Below are 15531 nucleotides of genomic sequence, written 5' to 3' on the forward strand. Positions count from 1 at the left end.
ATGAAGAAGTTCGAGTACTTCACCGCACCGCTGCTGGTTCACTCGACCAAGGAGATCCTGGACAACTTCGGCCAGGACGGCTGGGAGCTGGTCCAGGTCGTCCCTGGCTTGAACCCGGAGAACCTGGTCGCCTACTTCAAGCGGGAGATCGAGGACAAATGAGCCACCCCGAGGAGAAGCTGACCGAGCTCGGCCTCAAGCTGCCCGACGTGGCCAAGCCGGTGGCGGCGTACGTACCGGCCGTTCGGACCGGCAACCTCGTCTACACGTCCGGCCAGTTGCCGTTGCGCGACGGCACCCTGATCGCCACCGGCAAGGTCGGCGGCGAGGTGAGCGCCGAGGTCGCCAGCGACTGCGCCCAGCAGTGCGCGCTGAACGCGCTGGCCGCGATCAAGGCGCAGATCGGTGACCTGGCCACCGTGGCCCGCGTCGTCAAGGTGGTCGCCTTCATCGCCTCGACGCCCGACTTCACCGGTCAGCCGCAGGTCGCCAACGGTGCGTCCGAGCTCATCGGCCAGGTCTTCGGCGAGGCCGGCCAGCACGCGCGGAGCGCCGTCGGCGTACCGGTGCTGCCGCTGGACGCGCCGGTCGAGGTCGAGCTGATCGTCGAGGTCGCCTGACGGCTCGGCATGGTCCGCGATCTGGATTCCGAACCGCTGTCCGGACGGATGGCGCAGGCCGCCCTCGCCTACGTCCGTGAGGCCCGTACGCCGGTCGACCCGCGGCCGGCGTCGACGGTGATCCTGCTGCGCGACACTGCCGCCGGACCGGAGGTCTACCTCCTCCGGCGGCAGCAGTCGATGGCGTTCGCGGCCGGGATGACCGTGTTCCCCGGCGGGCGGGTCGATCCGACCGACTCGACCGTCGCCGACTCGTGGTCCGGCCCGCCGCCGGCGTGGTTCGCGGCCCGGATGGGGTGCTCGGCCGAAGCCGCGGCGGCCTTTGTCGCGGCCGCCGTACGCGAGACGTTCGAGGAGTCCGGTGTACTGCTGGCGGGGCCGTCGAGTGAATCGGTCGTCGACGACACCACCGGCGACGACTGGGAGACCGACCGGGTCGCCCTGGAGTCGCGCGAGCTGGGGTTCGCCGACTTCCTGCATCGGCGCGGGCTGGTGCTGCGGGCCGATCTGCTCGGCGCGTGGGCGCACTGGATCACCCCCGAGTTCGAACCACGGCGGTACGACACCCGCTTCTTCGTCGCCGCGCTCCCGGCCGGCCAGATCACCCGGGACGTGACGAGCGAGTCCGACCAGGTCGCCTGGATGCGCCCGGCCGACGCCGTCGCCGCTGTGCACGCGGGTGAGCTGCTGATGCTGCCCCCGACGTACGTTTGCTGCCGCGACCTCACGCCGTACGACGATGTCGCGACGATCCTGGCCGCGGCAGGTGACCGCGAGATCCAGCCGGTGCTGCCCGCCGTACGGGTCGAGGGCGACCAGGCCTATTTGGAGACCACATGACTGTCGAGCAGGTGACGCCGTACGCCGCCCGCGTGCTGGCCGCCAACCCGGGGCCGATGACGCTGGACGGCACCAACACGTGGATCCTGCGAGCGCCTGACGCGGATCGGTCCGTGGTGGTCGATCCCGGTCCGCTGCTGGAGGAGCACCTGCAGGCCGTGCTCGATGCCGCCGGCGACGTGGCCGTCGTACTGCTCACGCACAAGCACCCGGACCACTCACAGGGCGCGGCCTGGTTCGCCAACCGTGCGAACTGCGCGGTCCGCTCGGTCGACCCGGCGTTCCGCATCCCCACCGACCACGCTCACGGCCTCGCCGAGGGGGACGTAATCACCGCCGGTGACCTCCGCATCGAGGTCCTGCCGACACCCGGCCACACGCTCGACTCGGTCTGCTTCTGGCTCCCGCAGGACGGCTCACTCCTCACCGGAGACACCGTCCTGGGCCGCGGCACCTCCGTCGTAGCCCACCCAGACGGTGCCCTAGGCCCCTATCTCGAGTCCCTCGAGCGCCTCCGAGCCTTCGCCAACTCCCCAGCCGGCGTCGACCGCCTACTCCCCGGCCACGGCCCCGTCATCGACGACCCAACCGCCGTCCTCACCTATTACCTGAACCACCGCCACGAACGCCTGGCCCAGGTCCGTGCGGCAATAGCCGCAGGCCACACCACCCCAGAAGCAGTCGTCGAGCACGTCTACACCGACGTCGACCGCAGCCTGTGGCCCGCAGCCGAGAGATCGGTCCGGGCCCAGCTGGACTACTTGAACGGTTAGCGGGCTCGGCGTTGGAGGCGGTCTACGTCGAGCAGTACGACGGAACGTGGCTCCAGGCGGACCCAGCCTCGGGAGGCGAAGTCGGCGAGGGCCTTGTTGACGGTCTCGCGGGAGGCGCCGACGAGTTGGGCCAGCTCCTCCTGGGTGAGGTCGTGGTGGACGTGTACGCCGTCGTCGGCGGTCCGGCCGAAGCGGCTGGCCAGGTCGAGCAGGGCCTTCGCGACCCGGCCCGGGACGTCGGAGAACACCAGGTCGGCGACCACGTCGGAGACCTTGCGCAGCCGGGAGGCGAGCTGGAGCAGCAGGCCGCGGGCTACCTCGGGGCGGCCGGCCAGCCAGCGCAGCAGTTCGTCGTGGGTCAGGGACATCAGTGAGGCGTCAGTAACCGCGGTGACCGTCGCAGAGCGCGGTCCCGGGTCGAACAGGGAGAGCTCGCCGAACATCTGCCCCGGGCCGAGGACCGCGATCAGGTTCTCCCGGCCGTCGGCCGAGGTCCGGCCCAGCTTGACCTTGCCCTCGACGACCACGAACAGCCGATCACCGGAGTCGCCCTCGTGGAACAGCACCTGGCCGCGGCGCAGCCGGTTCTCGGTCATCGAGGCGGCCAGGGCGTCGGCCGCCTCGTCGTCGAGCTGACTGAACAGCGGTGCCTGTCGGAGCACTGCGGCATCCACTTTGGGCCTCCTAGGACCTTCGACCACGACTTACGGGTGGGGGTTCGACCCCTCCCGGCACCGGGTCGTGTACACCCGGTTGCCCCAAAACCGTAGCCCCTCGGGTGTCGGACCCGCCACGTAGGCTGTCCTGCATGCCATCCCCGCGTGTCGCGGCTCCGGTCCCAGGGCCGCTGCCGACAGTACCTCTGAAGCTCCCCCGCAAGGCGCCGGTCTTCGTCGACGAGACGCACACCCAGCTGGTCCGCCGGGCCCGGAAGATGCACAAGGTGCTCACCGAGACGTATCCGGACGCTCACTGCGAGCTGGACTTCACCACCCCGCTCGAGTTGCTGGTGGCCACCATCCTGTCGGCCCAGACCACCGACGTGCTGGTGAACAAGGTGACCCCGGGCCTGTTCGCGAAATACCCGAACGCCCAGGCCTACGCGGAGGCGGACCGGGAGGAGCTGGAGGCGATCCTCAAGCCGACCGGCTTCTTCCGGGCCAAGACCAACAGCGTGATGAAGCTCGGACAGGCCCTCGTCGACGAGTACGACGGCGTCGTACCGAACAAGCTGACCGAGCTGGTCAAGCTGCCCGGCACCGGCCGCAAGACGGCGAACGTGGTGCTCGGCAACGCCTTCGGCATCCCAGGGATCACCGTCGACACCCACTTCGGCCGGCTGGTACGCCGGTTCGGCTGGACCACCGAGCAGGACCCGGTCAAGGTCGAGCACATCATCGGTGACCTGTTCCCGAAGAAGGACTGGACGATGCTCTCGCACCGGCTGATCTTCCACGGCCGCCGTCGCTGCCACGCCAAGAAGCCGGCCTGCGGCGCCTGCCCGGTGGCCCAGTGGTGCCCGTCGTACGGCACCGGCCCGACCAACCCCGAGGCCGCGGCGAAGCTGGTGAAGGTCCCGGCATGACGGTGCGTACGACGCTGTGGGCGGTCGGCTGGCTTGTCGCCGGACTGCTCCTGGCGTCGTGTGGATCCGACCAGCCCAGCGCGACCGACCCGACCACTCGGTCCTCGGTCGCCGGTGCCGACAAGCTGGCGGCCTGCCCGTCGACCGAGTCGAAACCGCCGGTCAGCAACGGACTTCCGGACCTGAGCCTGCCCTGCCTGGGCAGCGGGCCCGACATCAGGCTCGCGGACCTCCGTGGCCCACTCGTCATCAACGTCTGGGCCCAGTGGTGCACGCCGTGTCGCGAAGAAGCGCCGTACCTGGCGGATCTGGCGAAGCGGGCGACCGGGAAGGTGCAGCTGCTGGGGATCGACTACGACGATCCGCGGGCCGAGCTGGCGGTGAAGTTCGCCGGCGATCAGCAGCTGAGCTACCCGCACCTCGTGGACCCGGACAAGCAGTTGCGCCAACCGTTCAAGATCGGCGGGCCACCGATCAGCGTGTTCGTCAACTCCGACGGTGCGATCGCCTACGTCCACCACGGACCGTTCACGTCGCAGCAGCAGCTGGACCAACTGGTGCGGGACAAGCTGGGAGTGGCGTTGTGACGTTCGAGGGTGTGGAGATCCCGGACTGGCTGCAGTCGCTGGCGAAGGCGTCCGAGGAGGTCGACCCGAACCTGTTGTCCCGCTTCCTGCCGCCGGACGATCCGTCCGTGCGGCAGTCCGCCGTTCTGATCTTGCTTGCCGATGGCAACGATGGGCCGGAGGTGCTGCTGACCGAGCGGGCCTGGACGTTGCGGCGGCACGCCGGGCAGATGGCGTTCCCGGGTGGCGGCGTCGATCCGGAGGACGGCACCGGTGACGAGGGCCTGGTGCGGACCGCCTTGCGGGAGGCCGAGGAGGAGACCGGTCTGGATCCGGCCGGCGTCGTACCGTTCGCGATCTGGCCGCCGCTCTGGGTGCCGGTGAGCAACTTCGGGGTGTCGCCGGTGCTGGCCTGGTGGCGGGAGCCGTCGCCGGTCGCAGTGGTCGATCCGGCCGAGGTCGCGTCGGTGCACACCGTGCCCGTCAGCGCGCTGGTCGATCCGGCGAACCGGATCAGCTGCCTGCACCCGTCCGGATTCACCGGACCGGCGTTCACTGTCGGCGACCTGTACATCTGGGGTTTCACCGCCGGGCTGCTGGACAAATTGCTGGTGCTGGGCGGCTGGGCGCGCGACTGGGACCCCTCGGTCGTCGTACCGTTGCCCGACCGACTGGTCGAGGCGGCCTGGCGGAGCGAGGGGCGACGACCGGAGGACGTGCGGCGGCTGACCGCCATCGAGCACGACCTCGGCCGTCCGGACGGTGACGAGTCGGAAGGTGTGGAGTGAGCAAGCTCGACTACGCGCTGCTGATCATCACCGCGCTGGTGGCGATCTCGGGGTACATCGAGGGGTTCGTCCTCGGTGCCTGCGCCACGATCGGCCTGCTCGCCGGTGCCGCGGTCGGCGTCTGGGGCGTACCGCGGGTGCTGGACAACTTCTCACCGAGCGTCTCGGTCTCGTTCGCCGCGCTGGTGCTGGTCGTGGTGCTCGCCTCGATCGGGCGGACGATAGGTGCCGTCTTGGGATCCAGACTCAGGAACAAGATGACCTGGCGGCCGGTGAAGGCCGTCGATGCCCTCGGTGGTGCCGCGCTGGCGGCGGTCTCGGTGCTGATCGTTTCGTGGGTGCTCGGTGTCGCGGTGAGCGGCGCGCGGATTCCGAGCGTGACGTCCGCCGTCCGTGGGTCGCAGGTGCTGGCGAAGGTCGACCAGGTGCTGCCGAGCCGCGCCGACCAGGCTCTGCAGGCGTTCAACGACGTCGTGAACACCGACCTGTTTCCGCGCTTCCTCGACCCGTTCGTGCCGGAGCGGATCCGCGAGACGCAACCGCCGGATTCCGCGATCGCCCGGCAGCCGATGGTCCGGCAGGCCTACACCCGGATCGCCAAGGTCACCGGGGTCGCGAGTTGCTCGCGCGGCCTCGAGGGCAGTGGGTTCGTGTACGCGCCGCAGCGGGTGATGACGAATGCCCACGTCGTCGCCGGTGTCGGCTCGCCGCAGGTCGAGGTCAACGGGAAGTCGTACGACGCGACCGTCGTACTGTTCGACCCTGAGGTCGACGTCGCGGTGCTGTACGTGCCCAAGCTGGACATAGCGCCGCTGAACTTCGACCTGAACGGCAAGGCGGACGACCCGGCGGTCGTGCTCGGGTACCCGGAGAACGGTCCGTTCGACTCCGAGCCGGCCCGGATCCGGTCCGAGGAGCGGCTCCGCGGTCCGGACATCTACGGCGACCGCACGGTCACCCGGCAGGCGTTCTCGATCTGGGCCTCGGTCCGGCCGGGCAACTCCGGCGGCCCGCTGCTGTCGTCCAAGGGCACCGTGTACGGCGTGGTGTTCGCGGCATCGGTCGAGGACAACCGGACCGGTTACGTCCTGACCGCCGAACAGGTCGCCGACGACGCCCGCGACGGCGCCAACGCCACCCAGGAGGTCTCCACCCAGACCTGCACGTGAGGTCGTGCAGCAGATCGGCGCCGCCGCCGCGCTGAAGGGGTGTGACGTTGACGATCGAGACGACGAGATCGGCGAGCTGCTCCGGGAGACCTTCACGGAGAAGGAACACCTCACCAGACATTTGCCCGAGGCAACCAAGAGGCCGGCTGTGGCTCCGATCCTGCTGGCCGCGGCCGCGATCGTGGCCGTCGTCGCGGGCGCTCTGGTCGGCGTCCGGTGGCTGACCGGCGCCTCTGACAGCCAGTACCTCGACGGGATGGTTCACGCGTCGCTTCGCGGAGATCTCAGTCGGCGAACTCGAGCCGTCGGGGAAGCTGGCGGTCATCGGGACCTCCGGTATGGGGGAGCGCACGCCCACTGCCTGCTCTACCCCCGGAGGGACGCCAGCCAGTCCACAAGCTGGGTATTGAACAGGTCCGGCGCTTCCTCGTGCGGGAAGTGGCCCGACGGGGTGAGCAGTTCGTGGCGCAGCGGTGCCGTGATCAGGCGAGGAGGGGTGACTGCAGTCGGCGACACCGCCGCGTCCTGCGCCCCGTAGATCTGCAGCACCGGTACGGCGATCGGCGTACGCATCCTGGCCGAGTACTTGCGCCCGTCGGGGCGCAGCCGGGACCGGGCGAACCAGCGGTGGTACTCGAGCGCACAGTGCGGTGCCGGCCAGACCTGCAAGGCGGCGCGGTAGCGGCGGGACGCCTCGGCGTCGGGGAAGCTGCCGCCAGGCGCCGCCCACGCGCGGAGGAGCTGTTCGATGTGCATGCCGTCCTGGGCGAGCAGACGACGCTCGGGCAGGATCGGCAGCTGGAACCACGCGGTGCGCGTCAGCGCCTTCGGCTGACCGGACCGGGCCAGCAGAAGCGGGTGTGGTGCCGAGACCGCGGCCAGCGCCCGGACCTGACGCGGCGCGAGTACGGCGGCCGACCAGCCGATGAAGCCACCCCAGCCGTGACCGACCACGACGGCGTCGGCGGCGCCGAGCGAGCGGATGACGCCGGAGACATCAGCGGCGGCGGTGTAGGGGTCGTAACCGCGTGGGGTCTTGTCGCTGGCGCCGTACCCGCGTAGGTCCATCGCGACGGCGCGGTAGCCGGCCGCGGAAACCACCGGCAGCTGGTGACGCCAGGCCCACCAGAACTCGGGAAAGCCGTGCAGGAACAGGACCAGTGGGTCGTCGGCCGCTCCGCATTCGGCGACGTGGAACCGTGCTCCGTTGGCCGCCACCAGTGAGTGCGACCAAGGCCCGTCGACCAGCAGGTCGACGACACCGGCCGGGCTCAGCGCCGTCCGCCGGGCTCAGGAGGGGCGGTGGGCGCAGGAGGGGCGGCGGGGAGGCTCACATCGTCGCCCTTGCCGATCGCCTTGAGTGCGTCGACCGACTCCTTCGACGTCTTGATCGCGCGCTCCGGACCCTTCGCGCTGCTGAGGGACCGCTTGCCGATCAGCACCAGGACGGCGGCGATCACCAGGTAGATGCCGGCGGTGACCAGGAAGGCGAGCGCCGGGTGCAGGCCGAGCGCGGTGAACGCGTAGGCCAGAGCGATGGACAGCAGGACGATCGCCAGCAGCGCCAGGAAGGCCGCGCCGGCGAACAGGCCCGCGCCGGTGCCGGCCTTGACCGCGGACTTCTTCAGCTCGGTCTTCGCCAGCTCGATCTCGCTGCGGACCAGGTTGGACAGGTCCTTGCTGGCGTTCGCGACGAGCTGGCCGACCGTGGGCTCGTCCCCGTTCTGCCCCATCGACATGGCACTCCTTCCACCGGTCCGTGCCCCGACACTACCGCCGCCGTTACCCAACCCCATGCATCTTGCGGAGCGCGGCTCAGTCGGCGTACGCGCGGTTGCGGCGGAACAGCAACGCGGCGGCGATCAGGGCGGACAACAGCGAGCCGACCAGGACTGCGGCCTTGGCCCGTTCGACCTGCGCGACGTCGTCGCCGAACGCCAGCCCGGCGATCAGCAGAGCGACGGTGAATCCGATGCCCGCGAGCACCGACACGGCGCCGACGTCCCGCCAGGACAGGTCGGAGTTCAGCTCGGCCCGGGTGAAGCGCGCGGTCACCCACGACCCGCCGAACACACCGATCATCTTGCCGAACAGCAGACCGGCGACCACCCCGATGGCGACCGGATCGGTGAGCATCTCGCGTAGGGCGTTCCCGCTCAACGTCACCCCGGCGGCGAACAACGCGAACAGCGGTACGGCGACACCCGCCGACCACGGCCGGAGCCGGTGCTCGATTCGTTCGGCGGGCGCGTGCTCCTCACCTGGATCGGGGACGACGCGAGTGACCAGGCCAAGGGCGACGCCGGCGATCGTTGCATGGATCCCCGACTCGTACATGAACCACCAGGCCCCGATCGCGATCGGCGCGTACAGGAACGGCGTACGGACGCGGCGACGCTGGAGCACGTACCAGACCGCGATCAGTGCGGCCGAGGCGAGCAGCGACAGCAGGTGGAAACCGTGCGCGAAGAACACGGCGATCACCAGGATGGCGCCGAAGTCGTCCACCACCGCGAGCGTGAGCAGGAAGGCGCGCAGTGCACTCGGCAGCGACGAGCCGACGATCGCGAGCACCGCAAGGGCGAACGCGATATCCGTTGCCGTCGGCACCGCCCAGCCGTGCGGCCGGCCGTCCTCGGCGGTCAGGTTGATCGCGAGGTAGATGATTGCCGGGAGCACCATTCCGGCCAGGGCCGCGGCCACCGGCACGACCGCCTCGCTGATCCGCGAGAGCGTGCCGACCACGAACTCACGCTTCAGCTCGACGCCGGCCAGGTAGAAGAACAACGTCAGCGCGCCGTCGGAAGCCCACGCCTCCACGGTCAGCGGACCGACCTGGGCGTCGCTCACCTGGTGATAGGTGTCCTGCCACGGAGAGTTGGCCCACACCAGCGCGACCACTGCGGCGGCGAGGAGCAGCAGACCACCGGTGGTCTCGGCCCGCAGGGTGTCGGCCAGGAAGGCACGTTCCCGCCCCAGGATGCGGGGGAACGCTCGCTTCTTCTGCCGGATCCTCGGGGGCTCACTCATGCATCGGGCCTTCGCTCGGGGTCACTCGGACGAACGCCGACCAGACTTCCCGGCACACCCGAAGCTGGATTCTACCTCGTGAGCCGCCCGGTCAGGTGGTCCAGACGCGGGGGTCGGGGCCCTTGGGGACGATGCCGGTCGGGTTGATGTTGTCGTGGGTGAGGTAGTAGTGGCGTTTGATCTGGTCGAAGTCGACGGTGTCGCCGAAGGCCGGGAGTTGGTACAGGCGCCGGGCGTACGGCCAGAGGTTGGGGAACTCGGTCAGCTTGTTGCGGTTGGCCTTGAAGTGACCGTGATAGACCGCATCGAAGCGGACCAGCGTGGTGAACAGCCGGATGTCGACCTCGCGCAGCGTGTCGCCGAGCAGGTACGGCCGATCCGCCAGCCGCTCCTCGAGTACGTCGAGCCGCGCGAACAGAGCGTCGTACGCCGCCTCGTACGCCTCCTGCGTGGTCGCGAAGCCGCAGCGGTACACGCCGTTGTTCACGTCCCGGTAGATGTCCTCGATGAGCTCGTCCATCTCGGCGCGATCCGCCGGGATCAGTTGCGGCGCACCCTCGCGATGGTGGTCTGTCCACTCGGTCGAGAGGTCGAGCGTGATCTGCGGGTAGTCGTTCGTGACGACCGAACCGGTCACGGTGTCGATGATCGTCGGCACCGTCACGCGACCCTCGTACGTCGGATCGGTCCGCCGGTACGCGTCGGCCAGGAACTCGATGCCGAGCACCGGATCACGCCCGTCCGGATCGAGGGTGAACCGCCAGCCGCGCTCGTCCCGGATCGGGTCGACGATCGCCAGGCTGATCGCATCCTCCAGGCCCAGCAGCTTGCGCACGATCACGGATCGGTGCGCCCACGGACACGCCAGGCTGACCACCAGCCGGTACCGGCCAGGCTCGACCGGCCAGCGGTCCTGGTCGTCGGGACCCTCGCCCGGACCGGCGGCAGCATCGCGCGTGATCCGGCCGGTGAATCGGTTGCCCTGGCGCTTCCATTCGCCGGACACTGAGCTTTCCTTCACGAACTGTGCGGGGCTCATAACGGTAAAACTACCCCCGGCGCTGGAATCGCCCGGCCGCGGACGGTCGCTGGCCGTGAGCCGGTAACTGACGTTACAGTCTGGCTGACAAGGTCGTCCGGGACAGCGCCGTCGCGGTCGGCCGGAGCAGCTCGAACGATCAGGACCACGACCGCGGCACGCGCCCCCCGGCAACCGGTTTGCCGGGCACATTCCCAGGGATACTGAGCTCATGGCCCGCCCACGGAACAACCCCGGCGATCTCGCCGAACTCCCCACGGAGCTTCGGACCGATCGCCCGAAGGGTGACCAGATTCGCGAGATTCTGGAGAAACTCACCCGCTCGCTCGCCGTCGGTACGGTGCTGCCGTCCGAGCGCGTGCTGGCGGAGCGGTTCGGCGTGGCCCGGATGACGGTGCGCCAGGAAGTCGACCGGGTGGTGGCCGAAGGACTGGCCGCCCGTCGTCCCGGCGGTGGCACCTTCGTTGCCGAGCCGCGGCCGACCCGGATCCTCGCGTCGTCGTTCAGCCAGGACATGATCGACCGCGGTATCACGCCGGGCGCCAAGGTGCTCGAGCACCGCGTCGGCGCGGCCGGCGAGGAGCTGGCCCGCGAGCTGGAGGAGCCGGTCGGTACCCCGGTGCTGCACCTGGTCCGCCTGCGGACCGCGGACGGCGAGCCGATGGCAGTCGAGCGCACGGCACTGTCGTTGCGGCGATGGCCGGGCCTCGACGAGGTCGACTTCACCGAGAAGTCCCTGTACGGCGTGCTGTCGTCACGCTGGGGTGTCGCCCTCGGGATGGTGTCCGCGTCGATCGTCGCGGCTCCACCGGACCCGATCGACGCCCAGCTGCTCGAGATCGACTCGACCACCCCGTGCCTGATCATCACCTCGGCCCCGCGGACCGCGAACGATCAGGTGATCGAATTCGGCCGCTCGGTCTACCGCTCGGACCGCTACGACATCACGGTGGCCTACCGCGCCACCTGACCGAGCTCGAGGTAGGCCTCGACCTCTTTGAGGATCAGGTCCATCGGCTCCGTCGCGTCCACCTGCAGATACCCCTGCGTCGGCCGCTTCGTCAGGTGCAGCCACCCTCGAAACCCCTGCTCGCCGCCGGCGTCCGCATCGCCGAGATCGACCGGCGGCAGGCCGACGCCTCGACGCTGGCTTCGCATCGGGACTCTGGCTCTGAGTCGACTGTCGATCACCGCGAGATCGTCCGTACGGGATTCCACGTACTTGTAGGCGACACCGCGCTCATCGGCGATCTCCCGGCCCGTCGCCATGATCTCCTCGTACTGGCAAGGGCTGTCGATCACCACGCTGAACCCCTGATCCACGAGGCTCCGAGTCAACGCATACATGACTGGGTAGGCGGCCCTGCCACTTCCTTCGGCCGGCACGCCACCATCGAGAACGGCGCTCCTGATGACATCGAGATCCACGACGATCGCGCCGTACCGGGCACCGACGTGTCGCGCGATCGTGGATTTGCCGGAGCCCGGAACGCCCGACATCTGCAGGAGAAACTGCCTGACATCGCTCATGGCCTGCTAGACGTTCAGACTGCGGAGGATGTTCGGGGTCTCGCCGGCGGCGGTGAGCCTGGTGACGATTTCCACCGTCAGCGCCTGCACGAGCAGCGCGCCGATCATCGTCGAGGTGGCGCCGGTCCGTTCCGGGCTGCCGTCGACCTCGATCAGCGCGTCACCCGGCACGCCGCAGTTGTCGATCACCACGTCCGCGGTCTCGAACAGCCGCTGACCACCCGGTGCTCGCGACGTCGTCGCCGTAGTGTGGGCCATCGACGTCAGCGCGATCACCAACGCACCACGCTTCCGCGCTCCGAGCGCGAACTCGACCGGTACGGCGTTCCGCCCCGAGTTCGACGCGATCAGTACGACGTCACCCGCGGCGATCTCGTTGATCTCCAGCAGTACGTCGGCCAGCCCGGGAAGCCGCTCGAGCAGCGAACTCTTCTGCAACCCCTCGTGCAGCATCAGCCCGGGCTCGAGCACCGCCCGAACGTCGGCCAACCCGCCGGCCCGTCCGTACAACTCCTCGGCGATCAGGTGGCTGTGCCCGGTCCCGAACACCCAGAACACCCGCCCCGCGAGCGTCGCCTCGACCACCAGACCCGCCGCGACCCGAATCGCCCCGACCTGCGTCTCCGCCGCCCGCCGCGCGACGTCCAACGCCTTCTCCATGTACTCCTCAGCCCCAGCCATGACGCCGAACCTACCGACCCGACGACGGCTCCACCAGGAACTCACCTGGACCTCTTCCGGAACTCTTCCGGCACTCTTCCGGACTGGAATCGTAGGACCGGCCAACGGATAGACTCCGGGCCGTGGACGAGCAGACGCCCAGCGTGTTGTTACAGACGCCCAGTTGGTTGCTGACCCAGAGCGCGGCGCACGCGCAACGGATCGTGACCGAGTCCTTCGCGGCCGCGGGAGCGCGGCAGTACCACTTCCGCCTGCTCGCGACGCTGGTCGAGTTCGGCCCCGCCAGTCAGGCGACGCTCGGCCGGCACACCGCCATCGACCGCAGCGACGTGGTTGCCGCCCTCAACGAACTGGTCGACGAAGGGTACGTCGAGCGTACCCCGGACCCCGCCGACGGACGCCGCAACATCATCACCATCACCGCCTCGGGCCGCCGCCGGCACAAACGCCTCACGACGCTGGTCGCGAAAGCCCAGGACGAGATCTTCGCCGCGCTGTCCCCGACGGACCGCAAACGCCTGACCACCCTGCTCGCCCGCGTCCTGTCCCAGCACCAGTGACCCAGCACTAGTGACGCACCACCAGTGACGCACCACCAGTGACTCACCGCCCGTGACCCACCGTCCGGCCCGGAATTGGTCCTCTTCGGCGCAGATCGGGGACTGCTCGGCGATACACCGGTTCCGCGCCGGGGTCTGCGGTTGGTAGAAAGGTAACCGGGCGCTCCAGCGCGCCGAAGCCAGCGAGGAGGAGTCGTCGACGTGACGAATGCAGAGTCACCCCAGTCCGAGGCACTGTCGAACCTGATGCACGAGGAGCGCAGGTTCGAGCCGCCCGCGGACCTGGCCGCCAACGCGAACGTCAAGGCCGATGCCTACGACCGCGCCGCCGCCGACTTCGAGGGGTTCTGGGCCGAGCAGGCCAAGCGCCTGACCTGGTCGGTGGAGCCGACCGAGACGCTGGACTGGAGCAACGCGCCGTTCGCGAAGTGGTACGCCGACGGCAAGCTGAACGCGGCGTACAACTGCGTCGACCGGCACGTCGAGAACGGCCTCGGCGACAAGGTCGCGTACTACTTCGAGGGCGAGCCCGGCGACACCCGGGAGATCACCTACGCCCAGCTCAAGGACGAGGTCAGCAAGGCCGCCAACGCGCTGCTCGAACTGAACGTCCAGCCCGGTGACATCGTCGCCATCTACATGCCGATGATCCCCGAGACCGTGGTGGCGATGCTCGCCTGCGCCCGGATCGGTGCCCCGCACACGGTCATCTTCGGCGGCTTCTCCGCGGACGCGCTCAAGGGCCGGATCCTGGACTGCGACGCCCGCGTCGTGATCACCTCCGACGGCGGCTACCGCCGGGGAGCGCCGGCGGCGCTGAAGCCCGCGGTGGACGCCGCGCTGGTGGACTGCCCCGACGTACGCAATGTGCTCGTGGTGAAGCGGACCGGCCAGGAGACCGCCATGGTCGAGGACCGCGACCTGTGGTGGGAAGACTTCGTCGGCAAGCAGTCTGCGGACCACACACCTGAGGCTTTCGACGCGGAGCACCCGCTCTACGTGATGTACACGTCCGGCAGCACGGGCAAGCCGAAGGGCATCCTCCACACGACCGGCGGCTACCTGGTCGGTACGTCGTACACGCAGTGGGGCGTCTTCGACCTCAAGCCGGACACCGACGTGTACTGGACCGCGGCCGACATCGGCTGGGTCACCGGCCACAGCTACATCGTGTACGGCGCCCTCGCGAACGCGACCACCTCCGTGCTGTACGAAGGCACCCCTGACACCCCGCACCAGGGCCGCTGGTGGGAGATCGTCCAGAAGTACAAGGTCTCGATCCTGTACTGCGCGCCGACCGCGATCCGCACGTTCATGAAGTGGGGCGCCGAAATCCCGGCGAAGTTCGACCTGTCCACGCTGCGGGTCATCGGGTCGGTCGGCGAGCCGATCAACCCGGAGGCCTACATCTGGTACCGCGAGAACATCGGCGGCAACAAGGCGCCGGTCGTGGACACCTGGTGGCAGACCGAGACCGGCATGCACATGATCTCGCCGCTGCCTGGCGTGACCGCAGGCAAGCCGGGCGCCGCGATGAAGGCGATCCCGGGCGTCAGCGTCGACGTCGTCGACGACGCGGGCAAGTCGGTACCGGACGGCTCCGGCGGCTACCTCGTCATCACCAAGCCGTGGCCGGCCATGCTGCGCACGCTGTGGGGCGACGACGACCGGTTCGTCGAGACCTACTGGTCACGTTGGCCGGGTGTCTACTTCGCCGGTGACGGTGCGAAGAAGGATGAGGACGGCGACCTGTGGCTGCTCGGCCGGGTCGACGACGTGATGAACGTATCCGGCCACCGCCTCTCCACCACCGAGATCGAGTCCGCCCTGGTCTCACACCCGAAGGTCGCCGAAGCCGCAGTCGTCGGCGCCTCCGACCCGACCACCGGCCAAGCGATCGCCGCCTTCGTCATCCTTCGCTCGGAGGCGGGCGACGGTGGACCGGACGTGGTCCAGGAGCTCCGCAACCACGTCGCCAAGGAGATCGGCCCGATCGCCAAACCGCGCCAGATCATGGTCGTCGCCGAGCTCCCCAAGACCCGCTCCGGCAAGATCATGCGCCGCCTGCTCCGCGACGTCGCCGAAAACCGCGAGGTAGGCGACGTCACCACCCTCGCCGACTCCACCGTCATGGACCTCATCAAGGCCAATCTGGAATCCGGCAAATCCGACGAAGACTAAGACTGCTGCTCTGCCTGTGAGCCCTCGGGTCATCCCGAGGGCTCACGCACGTGTTCATCCCCAGCGTCCTACGCAGCCACTCCTCCGCTGCACGCCACCGAATACATGGGGTTCCGAATACATGGGTCCGCATTCATGGGTCCGCGCCATCCGCCAGAAAGCTGTCTAC

At 69.2% G+C, this 15531-nt stretch carries 18 protein-coding genes; 11 read left to right on the forward strand and 7 right to left on the reverse strand.

All coding sequences use genetic code 11. The features are described 5' to 3' along the window. From ACIBG5_RS08935 to ACIBG5_RS08950, 4 genes are read left to right on the forward strand one after another with little or no spacing between them, the layout of a single operon-like run. Complete coding sequence (locus ACIBG5_RS08935; RefSeq protein ID WP_165553378.1) at positions 1–162, forward strand: DUF4177 domain-containing protein; 162 nt, start codon at positions 1–3, stop codon at positions 160–162. Further along, positions 159–620: a RidA family protein gene (locus ACIBG5_RS08940; protein WP_360442747.1), complete on the forward strand. Its 462-nt coding sequence runs from the start codon at positions 159–161 to the stop codon at positions 618–620. Before ACIBG5_RS08935 ends, ACIBG5_RS08940 begins: the two co-directional genes overlap by 4 nt. A gap of 9 nt (positions 621–629) precedes the next feature. Beyond that, positions 630–1460 (forward strand): NUDIX hydrolase, encoded by an 831-nt coding sequence (locus tag ACIBG5_RS08945; RefSeq protein ID WP_396390973.1) that lies wholly within the window; start codon positions 630–632, stop codon positions 1458–1460. Beyond that, positions 1457–2233 carry an MBL fold metallo-hydrolase gene (locus ACIBG5_RS08950; RefSeq protein WP_396390974.1) on the forward strand — a complete coding sequence of 259 codons (777 nt, stop codon included), beginning with the start codon at positions 1457–1459 and terminating at the stop codon, positions 2231–2233. The genes ACIBG5_RS08945 and ACIBG5_RS08950 overlap by 4 nt, the downstream gene beginning before the upstream one ends. Here the strand turns inward: ACIBG5_RS08950 and ACIBG5_RS08955 are convergent. Next, positions 2230–2907: a Crp/Fnr family transcriptional regulator gene (locus ACIBG5_RS08955; RefSeq protein WP_131361434.1), complete on the reverse strand. Its 678-nt coding sequence runs from the start codon at positions 2905–2907 to the stop codon at positions 2230–2232. The two genes, ACIBG5_RS08950 and ACIBG5_RS08955, sit on opposite strands and share 4 nt — an antisense overlap. Before the next feature lie 134 nt (positions 2908–3041). On the opposite strand from ACIBG5_RS08955, the gene nth reads away from it, so the two are divergent. The 4 genes from nth to ACIBG5_RS08975 are packed head-to-tail and all read left to right on the forward strand — an operon-like array spanning position 3042 to position 6341. Beyond that, positions 3042–3818, forward strand: a complete 777-nt coding sequence (gene nth / locus ACIBG5_RS08960) for an endonuclease III (protein WP_396390975.1) — start codon at positions 3042–3044, stop codon at positions 3816–3818. Further along, the gene (locus ACIBG5_RS08965; RefSeq protein ID WP_396390976.1) at positions 3815–4405 is read left to right on the forward strand and encodes a TlpA family protein disulfide reductase; all 591 of its coding nucleotides are present in this window, start codon (positions 3815–3817) and stop codon (positions 4403–4405) included. The genes nth and ACIBG5_RS08965 overlap by 4 nt, the downstream gene beginning before the upstream one ends. Then, entirely contained in the window at positions 4402–5172 is a 771-nt protein-coding gene (locus ACIBG5_RS08970) for an NUDIX hydrolase (RefSeq protein WP_396390977.1), read from the forward strand. The genes ACIBG5_RS08965 and ACIBG5_RS08970 overlap by 4 nt, the downstream gene beginning before the upstream one ends. Beyond that, complete coding sequence (locus ACIBG5_RS08975) at positions 5169–6341, forward strand: MarP family serine protease (protein ID WP_396390978.1); 1173 nt, start codon at positions 5169–5171, stop codon at positions 6339–6341. Before ACIBG5_RS08970 ends, ACIBG5_RS08975 begins: the two co-directional genes overlap by 4 nt. A gap of 366 nt (positions 6342–6707) precedes the next feature. On the opposite strand, the gene ACIBG5_RS08980 is transcribed toward ACIBG5_RS08975, so the two are convergent. The 4 genes from ACIBG5_RS08980 to ACIBG5_RS08995 all read right to left on the reverse strand — a co-directional run bounded on the left by ACIBG5_RS08980 (position 6708) and on the right by ACIBG5_RS08995 (position 10410). Beyond that, a complete protein-coding gene (locus ACIBG5_RS08980; protein ID WP_396390979.1) occupies positions 6708–7559 on the reverse strand; it encodes an alpha/beta fold hydrolase in 852 nt (283 codons plus the stop codon). A 53-nt stretch (positions 7560–7612) separates the two neighbouring features. Further along, on the reverse strand, positions 7613–8074 hold the full coding sequence (locus tag ACIBG5_RS08985) for a phage holin family protein (RefSeq protein WP_396390980.1): 462 nt from the start codon (positions 8072–8074) through the stop codon (positions 7613–7615). A gap of 82 nt (positions 8075–8156) precedes the next feature. Beyond that, positions 8157–9371 carry a Na+/H+ antiporter NhaA gene (gene nhaA / locus ACIBG5_RS08990; RefSeq protein WP_396390981.1) on the reverse strand — a complete coding sequence of 405 codons (1215 nt, stop codon included), beginning with the start codon at positions 9369–9371 and terminating at the stop codon, positions 8157–8159. Positions 9372–9462: 91 nt separating this feature from the next. After that, positions 9463–10410 (reverse strand): glutathione S-transferase family protein, encoded by a 948-nt coding sequence (locus ACIBG5_RS08995; protein WP_396390982.1) that lies wholly within the window; start codon positions 10408–10410, stop codon positions 9463–9465. Between the two features lie 211 nt (positions 10411–10621). Between ACIBG5_RS08995 and ACIBG5_RS09000 the strand changes: the two genes are divergently transcribed. Then, positions 10622–11380 (forward strand): GntR family transcriptional regulator, encoded by a 759-nt coding sequence (locus ACIBG5_RS09000; protein ID WP_396390983.1) that lies wholly within the window; start codon positions 10622–10624, stop codon positions 11378–11380. Here the strand turns inward: ACIBG5_RS09000 and ACIBG5_RS09005 are convergent. Together ACIBG5_RS09005 and ACIBG5_RS09010 are read right to left on the reverse strand one after the other, a co-directional pair. After that, positions 11365–11940 (reverse strand): AAA family ATPase, encoded by a 576-nt coding sequence (locus ACIBG5_RS09005; protein WP_396390985.1) that lies wholly within the window; start codon positions 11938–11940, stop codon positions 11365–11367. The two genes, ACIBG5_RS09000 and ACIBG5_RS09005, sit on opposite strands and share 16 nt — an antisense overlap. Before the next feature lie 6 nt (positions 11941–11946). Further along, a complete protein-coding gene (locus tag ACIBG5_RS09010) occupies positions 11947–12621 on the reverse strand; it encodes a sugar isomerase domain-containing protein (protein WP_396390986.1) in 675 nt (224 codons plus the stop codon). A gap of 122 nt (positions 12622–12743) precedes the next feature. Here ACIBG5_RS09010 and ACIBG5_RS09015 point away from each other — a divergent pair, with 122 nt between their 5' ends. Both ACIBG5_RS09015 and acs read left to right on the forward strand, forming a co-directional pair. Continuing rightward, positions 12744–13181 (forward strand): MarR family winged helix-turn-helix transcriptional regulator, encoded by a 438-nt coding sequence (locus ACIBG5_RS09015; protein WP_396390987.1) that lies wholly within the window; start codon positions 12744–12746, stop codon positions 13179–13181. 246 nt (positions 13182–13427) lie between these two features. Next, positions 13428–15362 carry an acetate--CoA ligase gene (gene acs / locus ACIBG5_RS09020; RefSeq protein ID WP_396392026.1) on the forward strand — a complete coding sequence of 645 codons (1935 nt, stop codon included), beginning with the start codon at positions 13428–13430 and terminating at the stop codon, positions 15360–15362. The last annotated feature ends 169 nt before the right edge of the window (positions 15363–15531 follow it).

Origin of the sequence: Kribbella sp. NPDC050241 (assembly GCF_044459685.1) — a bacterium.
Taxonomy (GTDB): Bacteria; Actinomycetota; Actinomycetes; order Propionibacteriales; family Kribbellaceae; genus Kribbella.

Excerpts from the sequence above, each read along its gene's own strand:
- ACIBG5_RS08935 (WP_165553378.1), top strand. The coding sequence starts at position 1 with ATGAAGAAGTTCGAGTACTTCACCGCACCGCTGCTGGTTCACTCGACC.
- ACIBG5_RS08940 (WP_360442747.1), top strand. The coding sequence starts at position 159 with ATGAGCCACCCCGAGGAGAAGCTGACCGAGCTCGGCCTCAAGCTGCCC.
- ACIBG5_RS08945 (WP_396390973.1), top strand. The coding sequence starts at position 630 with ATGGTCCGCGATCTGGATTCCGAACCGCTGTCCGGACGGATGGCGCAG.
- ACIBG5_RS08950 (WP_396390974.1), top strand. The coding sequence starts at position 1,457 with ATGACTGTCGAGCAGGTGACGCCGTACGCCGCCCGCGTGCTGGCCGCC.
- nth (WP_396390975.1), top strand. The coding sequence starts at position 3,042 with ATGCCATCCCCGCGTGTCGCGGCTCCGGTCCCAGGGCCGCTGCCGACA.
- ACIBG5_RS08965 (WP_396390976.1), top strand. The coding sequence starts at position 3,815 with ATGACGGTGCGTACGACGCTGTGGGCGGTCGGCTGGCTTGTCGCCGGA.
- ACIBG5_RS08985 (WP_396390980.1), bottom strand. The coding sequence starts at position 8,074 with ATGGGGCAGAACGGGGACGAGCCCACGGTCGGCCAGCTCGTCGCGAAC.
- nhaA (WP_396390981.1), bottom strand. The coding sequence starts at position 9,371 with ATGAGTGAGCCCCCGAGGATCCGGCAGAAGAAGCGAGCGTTCCCCCGC.
- ACIBG5_RS08995 (WP_396390982.1), bottom strand. The coding sequence starts at position 10,410 with ATGAGCCCCGCACAGTTCGTGAAGGAAAGCTCAGTGTCCGGCGAATGG.
- ACIBG5_RS09000 (WP_396390983.1), top strand. The coding sequence starts at position 10,622 with ATGGCCCGCCCACGGAACAACCCCGGCGATCTCGCCGAACTCCCCACG.
- ACIBG5_RS09005 (WP_396390985.1), bottom strand. The coding sequence starts at position 11,940 with ATGAGCGATGTCAGGCAGTTTCTCCTGCAGATGTCGGGCGTTCCGGGC.
- ACIBG5_RS09010 (WP_396390986.1), bottom strand. The coding sequence starts at position 12,621 with ATGGCTGGGGCTGAGGAGTACATGGAGAAGGCGTTGGACGTCGCGCGG.
- acs (WP_396392026.1), top strand. The coding sequence starts at position 13,428 with ATGCACGAGGAGCGCAGGTTCGAGCCGCCCGCGGACCTGGCCGCCAAC.